The 20557-nt window shown below is 30.3% G+C and carries 18 protein-coding genes, 1 riboswitch and 2 other annotated features; of the genes, 1 reads left to right on the forward strand and 17 read right to left on the reverse strand.

The genetic code is table 11. The annotated features are described in order from the left end of the window. The 14 genes from KQI41_RS13005 to pepV all read right to left on the reverse strand — a co-directional run bounded on the left by KQI41_RS13005 (position 1) and on the right by pepV (position 13954). Complete coding sequence (locus tag KQI41_RS13005) at positions 1-573, reverse strand: cell division protein ZapA (protein ID WP_154439856.1); 573 nt, start codon at positions 571-573, stop codon at positions 1-3. Positions 574-673: 100 nt separating this feature from the next. Beyond that, positions 674-3067, reverse strand: coding sequence for a phenylalanine--tRNA ligase subunit beta (gene pheT / locus KQI41_RS13010; RefSeq protein WP_154439855.1), 2394 nt, complete (start codon positions 3065-3067; stop codon positions 674-676). A 19-nt stretch (positions 3068-3086) separates the two neighbouring features. Then, the gene (gene pheS / locus KQI41_RS13015; protein WP_154439869.1) at positions 3087-4109 is read right to left on the reverse strand and encodes a phenylalanine--tRNA ligase subunit alpha; all 1023 of its coding nucleotides are present in this window, start codon (positions 4107-4109) and stop codon (positions 3087-3089) included. Between the two features lie 124 nt (positions 4110-4233). Next, complete coding sequence (gene rlmB / locus KQI41_RS13020) at positions 4234-5028, reverse strand: 23S rRNA (guanosine(2251)-2'-O)-methyltransferase RlmB (RefSeq protein WP_154439854.1); 795 nt, start codon at positions 5026-5028, stop codon at positions 4234-4236. A gap of 1 nt (position 5029) precedes the next feature. Then, positions 5030-5686, reverse strand: a complete 657-nt coding sequence (locus KQI41_RS13025) for a potassium channel family protein (RefSeq protein WP_154439853.1) — start codon at positions 5684-5686, stop codon at positions 5030-5032. 15 nt (positions 5687-5701) lie between these two features. Then, complete coding sequence (locus KQI41_RS13030) at positions 5702-7045, reverse strand: TrkH family potassium uptake protein (protein WP_154439852.1); 1344 nt, start codon at positions 7043-7045, stop codon at positions 5702-5704. Between the two features lie 164 nt (positions 7046-7209). After that, positions 7210-7560, reverse strand: a complete 351-nt coding sequence (rplT, locus tag KQI41_RS13035; protein WP_154439851.1) for a 50S ribosomal protein L20 — start codon at positions 7558-7560, stop codon at positions 7210-7212. A gap of 33 nt (positions 7561-7593) precedes the next feature. Then, positions 7594-7785 carry a 50S ribosomal protein L35 gene (gene rpmI / locus KQI41_RS13040; protein WP_154439850.1) on the reverse strand — a complete coding sequence of 64 codons (192 nt, stop codon included), beginning with the start codon at positions 7783-7785 and terminating at the stop codon, positions 7594-7596. Between the two features lie 16 nt (positions 7786-7801). After that, positions 7802-8344 (reverse strand): translation initiation factor IF-3, encoded by a 543-nt coding sequence (gene infC, locus KQI41_RS13045; RefSeq protein ID WP_216585972.1) that lies wholly within the window; start codon positions 8342-8344, stop codon positions 7802-7804. Continuing rightward, positions 8336-8470: a sequence feature (ribosomal protein L20 leader region), on the reverse strand. (Overlaps the previous gene by 9 nt.) Before the next feature lie 87 nt (positions 8471-8557). Then, positions 8558-9094 (reverse strand): FUSC family protein, encoded by a 537-nt coding sequence (locus KQI41_RS13050; protein ID WP_154439849.1) that lies wholly within the window; start codon positions 9092-9094, stop codon positions 8558-8560. A gap of 17 nt (positions 9095-9111) precedes the next feature. After that, positions 9112-9957, reverse strand: a complete 846-nt coding sequence (locus KQI41_RS13055) for a YitT family protein (protein ID WP_154439848.1) — start codon at positions 9955-9957, stop codon at positions 9112-9114. Beyond that, positions 9947-10849, reverse strand: a complete 903-nt coding sequence (gene sucD / locus KQI41_RS13060) for a succinate--CoA ligase subunit alpha (protein WP_154439847.1) — start codon at positions 10847-10849, stop codon at positions 9947-9949. Before sucD ends, KQI41_RS13055 begins: the two co-directional genes overlap by 11 nt. Before the next feature lie 15 nt (positions 10850-10864). Continuing rightward, complete coding sequence (gene sucC, locus KQI41_RS13065) at positions 10865-12025, reverse strand: ADP-forming succinate--CoA ligase subunit beta (RefSeq protein ID WP_216585459.1); 1161 nt, start codon at positions 12023-12025, stop codon at positions 10865-10867. Between the two features lie 191 nt (positions 12026-12216). Next, positions 12217-12402, reverse strand: a riboswitch (cobalamin riboswitch). A gap of 154 nt (positions 12403-12556) precedes the next feature. Further along, the gene (gene pepV, locus KQI41_RS13070; RefSeq protein ID WP_216585460.1) at positions 12557-13954 is read right to left on the reverse strand and encodes a dipeptidase PepV; all 1398 of its coding nucleotides are present in this window, start codon (positions 13952-13954) and stop codon (positions 12557-12559) included. Positions 13955-14090: 136 nt separating this feature from the next. Here pepV and ftsH point away from each other — a divergent pair, with 136 nt between their 5' ends. Then, a complete protein-coding gene (ftsH, locus tag KQI41_RS13075) occupies positions 14091-15653 on the forward strand; it encodes an ATP-dependent zinc metalloprotease FtsH (protein ID WP_216585461.1) in 1563 nt (520 codons plus the stop codon). 41 nt (positions 15654-15694) lie between these two features. Here ftsH and thrS read toward each other — a convergent pair whose 3' ends face one another. The 3 genes from thrS to hisS form a co-directional block, all read right to left on the reverse strand. Beyond that, on the reverse strand, positions 15695-17605 hold the full coding sequence (gene thrS / locus KQI41_RS13080; protein WP_216585462.1) for a threonine--tRNA ligase: 1911 nt from the start codon (positions 17603-17605) through the stop codon (positions 15695-15697). Positions 17606-17734: 129 nt separating this feature from the next. Then, positions 17735-17928, reverse strand: a binding site (T-box leader). Positions 17929-18151: 223 nt separating this feature from the next. Then, positions 18152-19090: a DDE-type integrase/transposase/recombinase gene (locus KQI41_RS13085; protein WP_216584566.1), complete on the reverse strand. Its 939-nt coding sequence runs from the start codon at positions 19088-19090 to the stop codon at positions 18152-18154. Positions 19091-19219: 129 nt separating this feature from the next. Further along, entirely contained in the window at positions 19220-20530 is a 1311-nt protein-coding gene (gene hisS / locus KQI41_RS13090) for a histidine--tRNA ligase (RefSeq protein ID WP_154439842.1), read from the reverse strand. Between the last annotated feature and the right edge of the window lie 27 nt (positions 20531-20557).

Here is a 20557-nt window from a genome sequence, read left to right on the forward strand (position 1 = left end):
CTATAATTCCTCCTTGGCAAATACCTTTTTTTCGTTATCTAATATTCTTAGGACTTCTCCTAATTCTTTTTTAGTTTCGATTAATTCAATCTGATTATCAAATACCTTATCCTGCAAAGATTTTATCATCTTTTGACTTTCAATTAATTCTTTTTCCTTTAATTCTAAAGCTTGTTCATATTTTTTCATTTGCTTTAAGACATTTTCACCCTCAATTTTAGTATTAAGCAAATCATTTTTATATTGTAGATTTTGCGTTTCCAAATTTTGAATAGTGGCTTTTGCCTTTTCTAACTCATTTATTACATTTTCATATTTCTCCATAGGGTCTTTAGATTGATTTTTCAATTGTTCTAACTTTGACACTGTTCTATAAAGTTCATCTGCTATATTAAAAGCAGCTAATGTAGCTGAGCTGGTTTGACATAATCTATCATTTTTATTTGTTAATTCTCTTATCTTTTTATCTACATAACTGGCTAAACTTCTAACATAGTCTTCATCATCAGTTGTTCCCACCACTGTAAAGTTACGACCATCTATCAATATATTTATTTTCTTTCTTTCTGTCATAACTTGTACCACTCCTTTAATAGTTTATAGATATATATTCTACATAAGTTTTAAATCTCCTTCTTTATTGGAGAAAAAGAGTAGAATTATCTACTCTTTTTTATGACCTAAGCTTTGCATCAAAAGTATTTTCTAAATCTTTAATAATAGATTCTTGAATATTATTTACTTCATCATCCCGAAGAGTTCTTTCATAGGATCTATAAGTAATAGAATATGCTACACTCTTCATTCCTTCAGGGATTTGGTCTCCAGTATATATATCAAATAATTCAATTTTTTCTATTAAACCTTCTCCATGTTTAGAGATTATCTTTTGGATATCACCTACTAATATATTTTCATTAACTACTAAAGCTAAATCTCTCATCATTGCTGGATATTTAGGTAGAGGTTTATATTTAATTTCTAAATTAGTCTTTTCAACTATTTTATTAAAGTCTAATTGAGCTATATATACTCTTTCTTTTATATCATAGTTTTCAAGAACATCTATATGAATCTCACCTAATATTCCTATTTCTTCACCATCATGTATAAGCTTAGCAGTTCTACCAGGATGGAAACTAGTATTATTTTCTTCTCTAATATATTCTATCTCTTTGATACCAAGTCTACCTAAAGTCTTATCTACAATTTCCTTTAGGTCAAAAAAATCCTTATTTCCATAGATGCCTATGGATAAGATCTTCTTCTCAATAGGTAATCCTTCTATAGGTAAAGATTTTGATATAAATGAATTCCCTATTTCATATACAGAACACTGTTCTACACCACGGTTATAGTTTCTACTAAGAAGTTCCATCATATTTGGTATAAGTGTAGTTCTCATTACACTATAATCTTCTCCCAATGGATTAATTAGCATTATATATTTTCTTAAAGGGCTACCTTCTGGCAGCTTAATTTTGTCATATGCCTTAGGACTAATAAATGAGTACGTCATTACTTCATTTAGACCTAGTCCTTGAAGAATATTCTTAGTTCTATCTTCAATTCTTCTTCCATAAGGCTTTTCACCTCTAGTTAAAGTACCAATTAAAGGTTTGCTCTCTATATTGTGGAATCCATAAAGTCTACCGATTTCTTCAATTAAATCAGCTTCTATTTTAAGGTCAAGTCTAAAGGTTGGTATATTCACCTTAATTAAGTCTTCTTCAAGTCTTGATTCAAGACCAAGTCCATTTAAATAAGAAATCATTTCTTCTGTGGAAATATTAATTCCTAAAAGTTTATTTACTCTATTTGGTCTTAAATCTATTGCTGTTTCCTTTTTTACATCCTTATATATATCTATATCTCCTTTAACTACTACTCCAGCACCAATTTCTTCAATCAGTTGACATACTCTATCTACTGCGATTTGGCTTAAATTAGGGTCAATTCCTTTTTCAAATCTTGTGGATGCCTCAGTTCTCAGTCCAAATCTCTTTGATGTAAGCCTTACACTTCTTTGATTAAAGTTTGCACCCTCTAAAAGTACAATTTTAGTGTTATTTGTAATTTCACTATTAAATCCACCCATAACTCCAGCAATCCCAATAGGCTGTTTTTCATCTGCTATAATTAAATCTGAAGCACTAAGTTCTCTTTCTGCTTCATCTAATGTTAGTATTTTTTCTCCTTCTTTAGCTTCTCTTACAATGATCTTTTTCCCTTCAACTTTATCTAAATCAAAAGCATGTAACGGCTCCCCATATTCAAGCATTACAAAATTAGTTATATCTACAATATTACTTATTGGTCTTATTCCTGCCTCCATAAGTCTAGTTTGCATCCAAAGTGGTGATGGTTTTATATTTACATCTTTTATTACCCTAGCATAGTATCTATTACAATTATTAGAAGGTACTTCTATGGAATCAACATAATCCTTTATATCTTCTACTTCATTTTCTATATTAATAATAGGTTTTTTTAATGGAATCTTAAATGTAGCAGAAGTTTCCCTTGCCATACCTATAATACTTAAACAATCAGGTCTATTTGGTGTAATTTCAAATTCTATTACATCATTATTTAATCCCATTATTGTAACTATATTTTCTCCCAAGGGATATTCATTATCTAATACAAATATACCATCTTTCATTTCTTTTGGTATAACATTGTCACTATATCCTAATTCCTTTAAAGAGCATAACATTCCAAAGGAATCTACTCCTCTAAAGTTTGTTTTTTCAATTATAATATCTCCTGGTAGTTTTGAGCCTACAGCTGCAACAGGAATGTAATCTCCTTCTTGTAAATTATCAGCACCAGTCACTATTTGAAGTACTTCTTTTCCTATATCTACTTTACATATAGTAAGCTTATCTGCGTCAGGATGTTTCTCCAAACTTAAAATTTTTCCAACTACTATATTTTCTAAACCTTTATTTAAATTTATAATTGACTCTACATGAGATCCAGATAGAGTAAGTCCATCTGCTAATATCCTAGAGTCTTTATCTGTTTCTATATAATCTTTTAACCACTTTACAGGTAATAGCATATTTTCACTCCTTTTCTATCTAGAATTGTTCTAAAAATCTATTGTCATTTTCAAATAATAAACGAATATCATTTATACCATATTTAACCATGGTAATTCTATCGATCCCCATTCCAAAGGCAAATCCACTATATTTTTCAGAATCAATTCCACAATTTTCCAAAACTTTTGGATGCACCATGCCACAACCTAATAACTCCATACTCCATCCAGTAAAATTACAAGCAGTACATCCCTTTCCTCTACATTTCAAACATGTTACATCTACTTCTGCTGAAGGTTCTGTAAATGGAAAATGATGAGGTCTATATCTAGTTTTCATATCGTCTCCAAACAACTCTTTTATAAATATATCCAATGTATGAATAAGATTAGCCATATTAATATTCTCATCTATAACTAGACCTTCCAATTGATGGAACATTGGTGAGTGTGTATCATCTACATCATCAAATCTAAAAGTTCTACCTGCTGAAACAATTCTAAGAGGTGCACCCATTTCCTTCATTGCTCTAATTTGAACGGGAGAAGTATGAGTTCTTAGTACAATATCATCAGTTATGTAAAATGTATCAGATAAATCTCTAGAAGGATGATTTTCAGGGGAGTTTAACGCATCAAAGTTGTTCTCTACTGTTTCGATTTCTGGTCCTACAACTACTGAGAAACCCATGGATATAAAAAGATCCTCTAACTCCTCTATAGTAGCCAATAGGGGATGTTTATGTCCTAATTTTTTCTTATTTGTAGTCATGGTTATATCTATTTTTTCTTTATTTATTCTATTTCTTTTTAGTTCTTCTGTTAGTTTCCCTTTCACAGAAGCAATAGCATCTTCTAATTCATCTCTAATTTCATTAGCCACTTGACCTATTATTGGTCTTTCTTCTGCTGCTAATTTTCCCATATCTCTCAAAACAGAAGTTAAATCACCTTTTTTTCCAAGATATTTTACTCTTAATTGTTCAACTTCCTCTAATTCTGATATTTTCTCAATACGATCTAAAGCAATTTCTTTTATTTCTAGTAATTTATCTCTCATATTTTCCTTCATATTCCTACTCCTTTACCATAGTATAAAAAACAAGACCTTTAAAACAACAAAGGTCAAATTGTAAAAGTATTTATTCAATTATAGCACCTAAAAATTTAAAACACAAGATTTATTAGGCTCTCTGTTTCATTGCCTCATACATTATAATAGATGCTGCTATTCCTGCATTTAAAGATTCGGCCATACCTGGCATAGGTATTTTTATTAATCCATCAGATAAAGAAAATACTTCTTCACTTACTCCCTTTGATTCATTACCTATACTGAGAATAAATCCTTCCTTAAAGTCTATCTCGTATATAGGAGTACTTCCACTTAAGGAAGTTGAGTATATTTTTATATTTTGATTTTTTAATTCCATTAAATCTGCTACAGAATTGGAAATATAATATAGAGGTACTCTAAATATAGAACCCATAGTCGCCCTAACTACTTTAGGATTATACGGATCTACACAACCATCTGTAATTATAACTCCATCTATATTAAAAGCATCAGCAGTTCTTATGATAGTTCCCATATTACCTGGGTCTTGTACTCCATCTAGAAATAGTAAAAATGGTTTTTTTATTTTTTCTATTTCCTTTATATTATTATATTCATACATTGCAGTTGCCAATATTCCTTGAGGATTTTCAGTGTCAGATATTTCTTTGAGAATATTTTGAGATACATAAATTATATTATCTAACGACTTTATTTTTTGGAAAATCTCCTCTCCATCATTGGTTTTGAAAAGTTGGTCTGTATATATTATATTTTTAATAGGATAGCTATTATCAATAGCTTCTTCCACAATTTTTATTCCTTCAATAATAAAGGACTTATTTTTCACTCTATCTTTTTTTCTATATAATGATTTTATCTCTTTAATTAAAGGATTTTTTAAACTAGTAATTTGAATCATACTATTCACCGACTTTTTGCTCTATTCTTTTAATATCTTTAGAACTTCCTATAACTACTAATATATCGTCTCTCTTAATTATAGCCTCTCCGTTTGGTGAAATATTAATGCTATTGCCTCTTTTAATAGCCATTACATTTATTCCATATTTAGTAGAAAGTTTTAATTGCACTAAGGATTTATCTTCCCATTCTTTTATAGCAGTTATTTCCAAGATACTATAGTCTGGCGATAGCTCGATAAATTCCAATATATTTGTAGAAACTAAATTATGTGCTAATCTAACTCCCATATCTCTTTCTGGAAAAATAACTCTATCAGCACCTATTTTCTTCAGAACCTTCCCATGTAAATCTGTCAACGCTTTAGCCACTACTGTATTTATTCCCAACTCCTTAGTGACTATAGTTGCCATAATAGAAGCCTCTATATCTGAACCAATGGCTACAACTGCTACATCAAAGTTTCTCAATCCTAAATCCTTTAATACCGTTTCATCCATTACATCAGCTTGAACAGCATGGGTCACTTCCTCAGATATTTCTTTAATTATTTCTTCACATCTATCAATTGCTAATACTTCATTTCCCAAACTATATAGTGTTCTAGCAACTGCACCTCCAAATCTTCCACATCCTATAACTACAAATGATTTCATAAAAATATCTCCCTTCTATCCTACCATAATATTGCCTTCTGAATATCTAAAGTTTCCATGTCTACTTTTTCTAGAAAAAACATATGCCATAGTTAAAGGTCCAACCCTTCCTGCATACATAGTCAATAATATGACTATCTTTCCAAAGTTAGTAAGATTAGGTGTAAGTGCTCTAGAAGATCCTACAGTTGCAAAGGCAGAAGTAGTTTCAAATAAAACATCCAGGAAATTTGCAGGTTCTGTTACTGTCAGTACAAAAGATACTGCAATTATTAAAATAATTCCAACTGTAACTATGGCTAAGGACCTGTTTATTACATCATATCCTATTCTCTTTTTGAAGGCAACAACATCCTTTTCACCTTTTATTACTGCTATAGTAGTAAGCATAAGCGTTCCAAAAGTAGTGGTTTTAATTCCTCCTCCAGTAGATCCTGGAGAAGCACCAATAAACATCAATATAATAGTAAGGAATACTGTAGTATCATATAACCCAGTTAAATTAACAGAGTAGAATCCTGCTGTTCTAGGAACTACAGATTGGAAAAATGATGCTATTAATTTCTCTCCCATACTTAGGTGTTTAAGAGTAAGAGGATTATTATATTCTATTAAAAAGAATATTACCATTCCAGCTAAAAGTAATGTACCTGTAATTGATAATACTAATTTAGAATGTAGACTAAGTTTCTTAAAGCTTCTATTTCTAGTAATGTCTATATATACAGAAAAACCAAGTCCTCCTAATATTATTAAAGCTGATATAGTCATATTTATGGTGAAATCCCCAACAAAAGGTACTATACTATCTCCAGTAAGATCAAATCCAGCGTTGCAAAATGCAGATATAGCATGAAATACTGAAAACCATATTCCCTTAACCGTTCCATATATTGGTATAAATCTAGTAGATAGGAAAATAGCACCTATGCCTTCTATGGCAAATGTAGACAGTACAACATATTTAGTTAATTTCACTAGTCCAGACATGGTCTCTTGATTTAGCTGTTCTTTTATTACTAGTCTTTCCTTTAAAGTAATTTTCTTCCCTATAAGCAATGCTCCAATGGTAGTCATAGTCATAAAACCTAGGCCTCCCATTTGTATAAGTATAATTATTACAATTTGCCCAAATAATGACCAAAATTCACTTGTATTTACTACTACAAGTCCTGTTACACACACTGCTGAAGCTGAAGTAAATAATGCATTAATAAACCCAACACTCTCTCCTGTTTTTGCTGCTATAGGTAAGTTTAACAATAATCCCCCTATAAATATTAGACTTGCAAAACCTAATGCTAAAACTTTAGGAGGGTCTAAATGGAAACCTTTTAATTTCTCCTTTAAATACCCCATACTGATTCCTCCCACTTATTATATACACCTTAGTATCCCTAAATGAAATAAATATATAAATAAAAAGACTTTAGAATCAGCCTTTTTTGAAATTCATTTATGGCATAATAATTGCCTTATAGATTATAAAAGAAAATAAAAGTCCCATAACGGAACTTTTATAATTAATTACCTTTTGCAATTTCAACTAGTTTAGCAAAACCTGCAGCATCATGTATAGCCATTTCTGAAAGCATTTTTCTATTTATATCAATATTTGCTTTTTTAAGACCATCTATGAATTTGCTATAGCTCATTCCATTTAATCTTGCAGCAGCATTGATTCTTGCAATCCAAAGTTTTCTAAAATCTCTTTTTCTTTGTTTACGTCCTATATATGCATAATTAAGTGATTTCATAACAGCTTGGTTAGCAGTTCTAAATAATTTAGATTTAGCTCCGTAATAGCCTTTGGCTTGTTTTAATACTTTTTTATGTCTTTTTTTGGCATTTACTGCTCTTTTTACTCTTGCCATCTATAGTACCTCCCGTATATCTATATAGTTTTTTTATGGTATCATTGAATCTATTCTTCTTTGGTCACCCTTACTTACTAAAGTGCCTTTTCTTAAATTTCTAACTCTCTTTGGTGATTTTTTACCAGTTTTATGGCTTTTATAAGCTTTGAATCTTTTTAATAAACCTGAACCAGTTCTTTTAAATCTTTTTGCTGACGCTCTATGAGTTTTCATTTTTGCCATGATGTTACCTCCTTTATTACTCAGTTCTCGGTGTTAAGTACATTACCATACTTCTTCCTTCTAATTTTGCAGGTTTCTCTATGATTCCAAACTCTCCAGTTAGTTTAGCAAAATCATTTAATACTTCTCTACCTATTTCTGTATGACCCATTTCTCTTCCTCTAAATCTAACTGATACCTTAACTTTATCTCCTGACTCTAAAAACTTACTGGCAGTTTTAGCTTTTACATTTAGATCATGGGTTTCAATATTAGGTGTTAGTCGGATTTCTTTAACGTTGATTATCTTTTGATTTTTTCTAGCTTCTTTCTCCTTTTTAGCTAATTCATATTTGTATTTACCGTAATCCATTATTCTACATACAGGTGGATTAGCAGTTGGAGCTATTTTTACTAAATCTAATCTTTTTTCCTCGGAAATCTCCAATGCCTTCTTAATAGGCACAATTCCAAGTTGACTTCCATCAACATCAATTAATCTTACTTCCTTATCTCTGATTTCTTCATTAATCTGAAGCTCTTTGATAGTACAGCACCTCCTAATTATTCTTAAAAATATTAAAAGCGGGTATAGAATACCCGCTTAATCTCATAGAAAAATATATCTTAGTTATAATAAGACTTTTTTTAAATAACCTTATGAGCAAAGCTATAAGGTGAGAAGCGGACACTTCTACTTAAACCCAATATTTAATTTACTTAATTATTATATGACAAGGATAATTGTTTGTCAAATATATTTTATATTTTGTTTGTTAATTTTCAAGAACCTTCATATTTCTTGTTTCTTTTTAAAAAAGTCTAAAATAATCTGAAGATATTTCTTTTGTATAGCAAGATTGACAATAAGTGAAACTCCTATTCCAATTAATGTATCAATTACTCTATGTAATGCAAAATACATTGGAGCTATATCTCCTCCATGGGAAACAGTTATACTTAAAAATACTACACAGCTAATATATGTTGAACTAGCCCACTTTAGAAATACATTGGTATATATAATTGGAATTAAAAATAAGCTTAATAGCAAATAATGAATCCAATTAAATAATTCAATTTCTAAGAAATTAATCAGAATTATGGATAAAAACCCATATACTCCACCTATTAAAGTTCCTACAATTCTACTTTTGCCTACTTCAAAACTATTGGCATGGTCACTTTGCATACATAGAATTGCTGCTATTACTGAATAGAAGGGTAATCCTTTTCTAACAAAGCTTAATAAAAAGCATATATATACAGATATAACTGTTTTAATAACTCTCATTCCTGGTAGTTTTATCTTCTTATGTTGTTTTTCCATACTATCCCCTTTTAAAATTAATCAAAACTAAAGCCTTCTCCTAGTACTTCATTAACTAACCCCATGGTTATAAATACATTTGAATCTATACCTTGAGCATAGTTCTTAATTCTAATATATTGTCTTTTGCCAACAACTGTACTTATTATTGTTTTTTCACTTCTAGAAAATCCTCCATTGGCAACATAAATTGTAGTACCTCTTTTTATTTCATTAATTATATAATCATTTATCTCATTACTTTTATCACTAATGATTATAACATTCAATCTTTCATTAAAACTTGCAATCATATTATCTATTACATATGCATTTATAATAAGACCTAATAAAGCATATAATCCAAGTTTTAAACCAAAACTAAATGTAGCAAATACTATAATAATAAAATCAGATAAAAGTAATGCCTTTCCTATGTTTAAATGAGTGAATTTATTGATTATCTTTGCTATAATATCAGTCCCTCCAGTAGAGGCATTTTGAGAAAAAATTATAGCCATTCCTATACCTTGTATAATTATTCCATAAATTAAATTTATTGTCAAATCATCTATTATAGGCGATTCTAACGGAGTAATTATTTCAAGTAGATATATAATTCCTGATAATAGAAAGCTTGAATATATGGTATATCCTCCAAAGTCTTTTCCAATTACTAAAAATGCCAATATAAAAAGAAAGATATTTACGATCCCCATTATTATGCCAATTGGAATAAATTTGAATATATTATTTATTACCATGGCAATTCCTATTGCACCACCTACAGCTAGATTTTCTGGCAATAAAAAATAATATAGCCCTAAAGCCATAATAAATACACCAAAATTAATCAGCATAAATTTTTTAAAATTAATCTTCATAGGCACTTCTCCACAATTGATTGTCCTTTAATGCCTCTATTAATGTATTGGCTATATTAGTAGGAGTATCTGACATATATATACCAGAATCCTTCATTGTTTTTATTTTTTCTTCCGCAGTACCTTTACCAGATGATATAATAGCTCCCGCATGCCCCATCCTCTTTCCAGTTGGCGCTGTTTTTCCACTAATAAAACCTACTACGGGTTTTCTCATGTTTTCTTTAATCCACAGAGCAGCTTTTTCTTCTGCATTTCCGCCTATTTCTCCAATCATAATTACTGCATCTGTATCTTCATCTTCATTGAAAGCCTTAAGTACATCTATAAAATCAGTTCCATTTACAGGATCTCCTCCAATTCCTACAGCAGTTGATTGTCCAATTCCTTTTTGAGATAATTGATGTACTGCCTCATAGGTCAAAGTCCCAGAACGTGATACAATCCCTATTCTTCCTTTTTTATGTATATATCCTGGCATAATCCCTATTTTACATTCTTCTGGTGTAATAATTCCTGGACAATTAGGACCAATTAATCTAGTTTTTTTGCCTTCCATATATCTTTTAACTATGAGCATATCCCTTATAGGAATATGTTCAGTAATACAAATAATCATATCTAATCCTGCATCTACACCTTCTAGAATTGCATCTGCTGCAAACTTAGCTGGAACATATATTATCGAAACATTTCCTCCAGTATTATCTACAGCCTCTTGCACAGTATTAAATACAGGTATACCTTCAACTTCAGTATTTCCTTTTCCTGGTGTTACTCCTCCAACTATATTAGTTCCATACTCAAGCATTAGTTTTGTATGATATGCAGCAGTATTACCTGTTATTCCTTGTACTATTAGTTTAGTGGATTTATTTACCCATATACTCATTATTTAGCCACCTTTCTATTTTATTAATTCTAATATTTTCTTAGCACCTTCATCCATATCTTTTACTGCAAATATATTTAGACTAGAGCTTTTTATTATTTCCATACCCAAGTCTGCATTAGTTCCTTCCAATCTAATTACTAAAGGAATATCCAATTTTAATTCTTTAGCTGCATTGACAATTCCTTTAGCTATAATGTCACATTTCATTATTCCACCAAATATATTGACAAAAATCCCTTTAACTCTATGGTCTAATAATATTATCTTAAATGCCTTGGTAACATTTTCTTCTGCAGCTCCTCCACCTACATCTAAAAAATTAGCTGGTTCCCCACCATGAAATTTTATTAAATCCATAGTAGCCATGGCTAAGCCTGCACCATTTACTACACATCCAATATTTCCATCTAAGGATATATAAGATAAACCATATTTTGATGCTTCTATTTCTTTTTCATCTTCTTCACTTAAATCTCTATAGTTGGATATATCTTGATTTCTAAATAAGCCATTTTCATCAAAGTTTATTTTTGCATCTAAAGCAATTAATTTTCTTTCTGTTGTTAATACCAATGGATTTATTTCGACCAAGGTACAATCTTTCTCCATGAAAAGTCGATATAAATTCATCATAAACTTTACTCCATCATCCATTACCTCTATTGGCAAATTAATATTAAAACATATTCTTCTGGCTTGAAATTCTGTTAAACCTATTAGGGAATCTATAGTCTCTTTATAAATTTTATTAGGTCTTTTTAATGCTACTTCTTCAATGTCAGTTCCGCCTTCTTCAGATGCCATAAGAGTTACCCTTGACTTATCTCTATCTAGTACAAATCCCAAATAATATTCTTTATAAATTTCACATCCTTCTTCTATTAGGACAGCCTTTACTTCCTTTCCTTCTTCTCCCGTTTGATGTGTTATTAATTTTTTACCTAATAGCTCTTTAGAATAATTTTTAACATCATCTATTGATTCAGCTATTTTAACTCCTCCAGCCTTTCCACGTCCACCAGCATGGATTTGAGCCTTTACAACTGCAATATCAGTTCCTATTCTCCAAGAAGCCTTTTCTGCATCTTCTGGATTATGTATAACTTCTCCATTAGGAACTGGAATTCCATAGTTTCTTAATAATTCTTTTGCCTGATATTCATGTATATTCATCTTTATCCCCCCAATTTATTTTTCAAAAAAATAACTCAGCAAAAATTTGCTGAGTTATTACTATAATCTTATAAAACAAGTATTGCAGAACAAAAAAAACCTTTCTACAATAGAAAGGATATTATTAATAGAGTAGAACAAGCCTTTAGCCTACCTTATAAATAACACCTCCTCATCCTCGTGAGCAATAAACAGCGTTTTTATCATTGGCAGGTCTCCTGACTAAAGAATAACAAACTTTATCCCTTCCCATACTTTAAGTACAGTGGTATTTATAAAGTTCTATCTATCACAGTGGCGGGACCGTGTCGGAATTAAACCGAGCTTCCCTTTTAAATAATCTTATATAAAATTATACCAACGATTAAAATATTAAATTTTAAGAAAAATATATCATATTAAATATAAATTGTCAAATTATAGGTTTTAATAGAATATTATTTATAATATTGATATTAGTCTTTATAGAAAAAAATTACTATATAAGATAACTTTCTCTATTAAAAAATAGAGAAAGTTATCTTATTATATTTATTTTGCTAACTCATATAAGGCTTGAGCATATATTTTTGTAATCTTCATTAAATTCTCTATGGATATATATTCATCTCTTTGATGAACTACATCTGGTTGACCTGGAAACATTGGTCCAAATGCTACAGCATTTTCCATGGCTCTAGCATAAGTTCCACCGCCAATAGTAATGGCATCACTATTTATATCTCCTGTTTGTTCCTTATATACTTTCATCAAGGTTTTCACTAAAAAGCTATCCTTTGGAACATATAATGGCTTACTGTCACTTCTGCCTTCAACTAACTCTAATTTTGTTCCTTCAATATTCTTCCTTATGCCTTCATATACTTCCTTTGAACTGCTTCTTATTGGATACCTAACATTTATAGTTAAGATTATCTTATTATCCTCTAGTTTAATAAGCCCTGGATTAAAATTTAATTTTCCTGACATATCATCTTCTAATCCACATCCAATTCTTTCACCATTATGTTTGAATCCTATTCTTTCATTGTAAATATTTATAAATTCACAAATATCACATTTACCTTCAAGCATATAACCTAAAAAGTCCATTAAATACGAAATAGCATTTTCTCCTTTTTCTGGAGTACTTCCGTGGGCTGATATGCCCCTTGCTATTACCTTTACTTGATTATTCACTATATTTATATCTATTGAATTATTCTTCTCTTTTATATAATCCTTATATCTTTCATCAAAGTTCTCTATATCCTCTACTTCTAAAGTCACCTCTGCATAGTCTGGAACCATATTGGGGGCATTTCCACCTTTTAAATCTATAAGTTTGATACTTCCACATATATTTGAATCTATTTTTTGTTCTAGATTAAATACTATAATGCCCTTTTCTCCATATATAACGGGAAAATCTGCATCTGGTGTAAATGCCATAGTTGGAGCTTTTTCATGCTTGAAATAATAATTCATACATCCCCAACCTGTTTCCTCATTTGTTCCAAGTATCAATCTAATCTTTCTATTAAGACTTATACCAGATTCTTTTAGAGCCTTCATAGCATAAAGTACAGCAATAGCAGGTCCTTTATCATCTACAGTACCTCTCCCATATATTTTTTCATCATGAATTTCCCCGCCATAAGGAGGATAAGTCCAACCTGTACCTTCTGGTACAACATCAAGGTGAGCTAAAACTCCTACTGTCTCTTCTCCTTGTCCGAACTCTGCATATCCAGCATAGCCCTCTAAATCTTTAGTATCAAATCCTAGTTTTTCTGATAGTTCTAGAGCATATTGAAGTGCTTTATAAGGTCCCTCCCCAAAGGGCATATTCTCTTTTGGTTCTTCTTCTACACTTTTAATTTTTACTATTTCTTGAGTTGATGCAATAATTTCTTCCTTATAACTATCAATTAAATTTATAAAATTCATTTTATACTCTCCCCTTTCCTGCTTATGATTATTATACCTTTGTTATTATTTTCATTCAACTTTATTATTTTTCTTTTATATAAATCCAATTAAATGGTTACACTAACCTTAGAAAAATTAATAAGGTGGGGATATCTTGAAAAAGAAGAAAATAATATTTTTGTTTTTAGTATTAGGGTTAATTGCATCCTTTATACTTATTTACGATGGTTTTTTCCCAACTAAAAATTTTGCGTCATTTAAAGTTGGAGATAGACTATTAGTATGGTCAATTACTCTAATCCTATTTATTCTCTATACTCATACAGATAGTAAACCTCAATTAGTCCCCTCAGTTCTATCTATTGAAAAAGATGCAGGAAAAGAAAAGGATAAATCAGATGTATCTTTTAAAGATGTAGCAGGACTAGACGAAATAAAAGAGGAGTTACAAGAAACTATTGATTTTATCAACAATTTTATGAAGTATAGAAAAATGGGTGCTAAAATACCTAAAGGTATTTTATTCTATGGACCTCCTGGAACTGGAAAAACTCTATTGGCTAAGGCAGTGGCAGGAGAAACCAATTCAACTTTTCTTTATGCCTCTGGATCAGAGTTTGTTGAAAAATATGTAGGAGTAGGTGCAAAGAGAGTTAGAACTCTTTTTGAAAAAGCAAAAAAAGAAGCACCAGCTATTATCTTTATAGACGAGATAGATGCCATAGGTGCTAGAAGAAATTCAGAGTCAAATAATGAAAAGGATCAGACATTAAATCAGCTTTTAGTTGAAATGGATGGATTTAATTCTAATGAGACTGTTATAGTAATTGGTGCAACCAATAGACTAGATTTATTAGATGAGGCTCTGCTTCGTCCTGGTAGATTCGACAGACATATATTTGTAGGAAATCCAAATGTTAAAGCTAGGGAAGAAATCTTAGAGGTTCATACTAAAAATAAACCTTTAGACAAATCAATAGATATTAAGTCCATAGCAAAAAAAACTACAGGTTTGTCTGGTGCTCAATTAGCCAATATTGCCAATGAAGCAGCTATTATTGCTGTAAGAAAAAATAAAAACATTATATCCAGTCATGAGTTTGATGCAGCAATTGAACGAGTTCTTGCAGGGTTAGAAGTTAAAAATCCTAGTATTCTTAGAAAAGAAAAGGAAACTGTAGCAATACATGAAGCAGGTCATGCACTTGTTTCTAAATTATTAGCCACAGATATAGTACAAAAAATATCTATAGTTCCAAGAGGTCAAGCTTTAGGCTATGTACTTAAATTTCCAGATGAAGAAAGATACCTATTAACTAAATCAGAACTTCTCAATAAGATAACTTGTCTATTAGCAGGAAGAGCTGCAGAAGAACTGATATTTAGTGAAATAACCACGGGAGCTAAAGATGATTTAAATAAAGCAACAGATATTGCAAGAGAAATGGTATGTAGTTATGGAATGAGTAGTTTAGGTACTATGGCTTTAGATAATAATTTTATGAGATATAATTCTGATGTAATTAGAGTTGAAGTAAAAAAAATTACAGACGAAAGATATAGGGAAGCACTTCAGCTTATAGAGGAAAATAAAGAGTTGCTTCAAAATATAGCAAATGTCTTGCTTGAAAATGAAATCATTGATAATGATGAATTAGACAATATATTTGAGAATCATAGGAAATCTAAACTACCATGTGCCATAAATAGTAATTAAAAATAACTCCGACTTCTGATAACAGAAGTCGGAGTTATTATCTATTTCTTTTCTTTTACTTCCTCTACTACTTGAGATATAAATTCTTCAACTTTAATTTGACCTTTGTCTCCCTCATCTCTTTTTCTTACAGATACTAATTGTTCTTCTACTTCTTTTTCACCTACCACTAACATATAAGGTATCTGCTGTAACTGAGCTTCTCTTATTTTATATCCTATTTTTTCAGATCTATCATCGATCTCTACTCTAATCCCCTTATTTTCCATTGACTTTTTAACTTCATAAGCATAATCATTAAATTTATCTGATATAGGAAGAATTGTTGCCTGTACAGGAGCTAACCAAACTGGGAATTTACCTGCATAGTGTTCTATTAATATTCCCATAAACCTTTCCATACTTCCATATATAGTTCTATGAATCATTACTGGTCTTTTCTTTTCATTATCCTTATCTACATAAGTTAAGTCGAATCTTTCTGGCATTTGGAAATCTAACTGAATTGTACCACATTGCCAAGTTCTGCCTATGGCGTCTTCTAATTGGAAGTCAATTTTTGGTCCATAGAATGCTCCATCACCTTCGTTTACAATATATTCTATGTCCCTTTCTTTTAAAGCCTCTATAAGACCATTAGTTGCTATTTCCCATTGTTCTTCACTTCCCATTGAATTTTCTGGTCTAGTGGATAATTCTATATGATATTTAAATCCAAATATATTGTACATATAGTCAGCCAAATCTATTATATTTATTAATTCATCTTTAATTTGAGAAGGAAGTGTATATAAATGGGCATCATCTTGAACAAAAGACCTTACTCTCATTAATCCATGCAATGCACCTGATAATTCATGTCTATGAACTAATCCTAATTCACCTAATCTAAGAGGTAAATCTCTATAACTATACATCTTTGATTTATATGTCAATATGGATCCTGGGCAGTTCATAGGTTTAATAGCATAATCTTCTTTATCAATTTCTGTGAAATACATATTTTCTTTATAATGATCCCAGTGACCTGATTGGTGCCATAAGCCTTCATTTAATATAATAGGAGTTTTTATTTCTCCATAGCCTCTCTTAGTATGCTCATCTCTCCAAAAGTTTTCTAATATATTTCTTATGACCATTCCCTTTGGATGAAAGAATGGAAATCCTGGTCCTTCCTCATGAATACTGAATAAATCCAATTCTCTACCTAATTTTCTATGATCTCTTTTCTTTGCTTCTTCTAATCTATTTAAATGTTCTTCTAAATCCTTCTTCTTTTCAAAAGTTGTTCCATAAATTCTTTGAAGCATTTTATTTTTCTCGTCTCCACGCCAATATGCTCCTGCAATACTTAAAAGCTTAATAGCCTTAACCTTCTTAGTATCATATAAATGAGGTCCTGCACAAAGATCAGTGAATTCTCCTAAAGTATAGAATGATATTTCTTCATCTTCTGGAAAATGTTCAATTAAATCTACTTTATATGCTTCTCCTTTTTCCTTAAAATACTCTAAGGCTTCATTTCTATCCATTACAAATCTTTCTAATATATGACCTTCTTTAACTATTCTAGCCATTTCATTTTCAATCTTTTCTAAATCCTCTGGAGTAAATCTATGTTCTGTATCAAAATCATAATAGAAACCACTATCTATAGCAGGTCCTATGGCAAATTTAACTCCTGGAAATAAATTTTGTACTGCTAAAGCCATTATATGAGCTGATGTATGCCAAAATATAGCTTTTCCTTCTTTATCTTCAAACTTAACTACTCTAAATGTTGAATCTTCATTTATAGTCTCCTGCATCCCTTTTGTTTCATTGTTTACCACTGCTCCAAGTGCTACTCTTGCTAGCCCTTCAGATATATCTTTAGTTATATCTAGTACAGATACTCCTTTGTCATATTCTCTAACTGCACCATCTGGTAATGTTATTTTTATCTTTTCCATTTCCATTCCTCCTAATCTATAATTGTCTAAATAATAATTCCAAATTAAAAATGTTATTTCACCTATGTCAATTATGTTTAATGTATTAAATAATAAAAAACCTTTCATACCTACATGTAAATAAATACATATAGGGACGAAAGGTTAAATTCGTGGTTCCACCCTAATTACTTCTCAATTTATATAACGCTAAAAAGCGGACATCCATTACGGATTCGGCTCAGGGGTAGTTTTCATATATCTTTATCTTGAGGAAACTTTCAGCCACGATTTCCTCTCTCTTAAAGCAAATAATATACTACTCTTCCCATCAATACCTATAATATTAATTTATGTTTTTAATATTCTAACATTATCAAATATATATGTCAAGCAATTATTTATATTATACCATTATATTTTCTAGAGAAGTCAAACATATGTGACACAGACCTCTGAAAAATTTTCTCTGAATAATGCTGTGGTTTTCTTAAATTGCTAGTAATTATTTTGTCAAGGAGGAAAGCGATAGCGATCCTTGATTAAATAATTATTAGTAATACCATCTTAAGCAGCATTTTTAGAGAAGTACTCCTCAACTATTTCATTTGGCGTCTTAAAGTTAAGAATTTTCCTTGCTATGTTATTGTATTTGTTACTATATCTTCTAAATGACTTCTCCATTTCTTTATAGCTACTAAACCGTCTTCTGCTGTAGAATAATTCATTATCTATCCTATGACTACGCTCTACTATACCATTTTGCCATGGTGAATATGGACGAATACGTTTGTGTTTTATATCTAGCTTTTCTAAATACTTTTCAAATCTAGTTTTCTTATTTGTAATATCTTGATCATTAACAAATTCGATTCCATTATCAGTTTGAACCAATTCAACTTTAAATCCTAATTTATCTTCTAATCGTGTTAAAAAGTTAGATGTACTATATGTGCTAAGTTCATTAACTAATTCTAAATATCTCTTTCTTGAATATTCATCAATAGCTGTTATTTGGTAGTATCTGCTATGATTACTTGCAAAGCCAATACATTCATTTGGAACATACTTTACATCTATTTGTACTCTTTCCCCTGGATAAGTAGCAAGGTTTTTATGATAGTTAGATTTAGGATAGCTCACTCTTTTCTTTGCTACATTTAATTTCATTTTTCTTATCTGTCTACACATAGAATCATAGGTTCTTTTATACCCTGCATCTCTTAACTTACGATATATCTGTGCATAACCTTCATGCTGATGGTATCGATGCTTATATCTTATTAAATCTAACTCTTCTTGAGTATGTTGATTAGGATGTGACTTTGGTCTTGTACTTCTATTGGCCAAGGATTTTACATCACCATCATATCTTTTTCTCCAGCGTTGAACTTGCTGACGGCTGGTATGGTATTTTCTAGCTGCCTTAGCATTATTATCATGTTTAATTGCATATTTAACTACCCTTTGACGAAATCTCATCTCTTCTGTTATAATTGTTTTCATAAGGAAAGATCCCTCCGATTTTTGTTTGTTATGGTAAACAACATTATATCAGAGGTCTTTCCTTTTTTCATATTTACTTGTCACAAATGTATTGTCTCATATCATTATTTATATTATACCATTATATTTCTATTTTAAACTTTTGATTACCTCTTCTATGGAAATATTTTTTTGTTCCCCTGTTTTCATATCTCTAAAAGAATAACTATTGTTTTCAGCCTCTTCCTGTCCTATTACTATGACATAAGGAATATTTAACTTATCTGCATAGTTGAATATCTTACCGATCTTTCCACCATCTACATAAACTTGAGAATATATTCCAGCTTCTCTTAAAGCATTGGCAGCCTTTACTCCATTATCTATAAATCCATCCATTGGAATAATTAAAACTTTAGTTAAGGAATTATCCTCTGATTTAATGATTTTAGCTTCCATTAGCTGATAGAAAAGTCTAGTAAATCCTATGGATATACCCACTCCTGGTAATTTTTGCTTAGTATAGTGTGTGGCTAAATCATCATATCTACCACCAGAGCAAACAGAACCAATAGAAGGATATTCATCTAAGAAAGTCTCATAGACTGTACCAGTATAATAATCCAATCCTCTAGCAATTGTTAAATCTATTTTATAATTGTCCTTTGGTACTCCAAAAAGATTAATATACTTATTTACTTCAAATAGTTCTTCTAATCCCTCTTTGAATACTTCATTATCAATTCCTAGATTGTTTAATTCTTCTAATACTTCCTCATTTGATCCTTTTATATTTATAAATTCTTTTATTCTTTGAATAGCATTATCTGTAATATCTAAGGATTTTAATTCTTTTTCTACACCATCTATGCCTATTTTATCTAGTTTGTCTATGGCTCTAAGTACAAAGGTGGAATCTTCAATATCTATACTCTGGAAAAATCCTTTTAAAACTTTTCTATTATTAATCATTATAGTAAATGAATCAAATCCTAGATCTTTAAAAGTAGAATAAATAACAGAAGGAATTTCAGCATCATTTATTATATTAAGACTACCATTTCCTATAATATCTATATCACATTGATAAAATTCTCTAAATCTACCTTTTTGATTTCTTTCTCCCCTATATACCTTTCCTACGTGGTATCTTCTAAATGGAAAGCTTAACTCTGAATAGTGTTGAGCTACATATCTTGCTAAAGGTACAGTTAAATCGAATCTTAAAGACATATCTGTACTTCCTTTTTCAAATCTATAGATTTGTTTTTCCGTTTCTCCACCACCTTTAGCTAAAAGTACCTCTGTTTTTTCTATTACAGGAGTATCTATTGGAAGAAATCCAAACTTTTCATAATTTCTTCTAATTGTATCTAACATTTTATTAAATAAAATCTGATCTTCTGGTGTTAATTCCATAAATCCTGGTAAAATTGATGGCTTAACTATATCTTTACTCATAATATACCTCCATATGTATCTTTTATT

Origin of the sequence: Tissierella pigra, from assembly GCF_018917845.1 — a bacterium.
Lineage (GTDB): Bacteria > Bacillota > Clostridia > Tissierellales > Tissierellaceae > Tissierella > Tissierella pigra.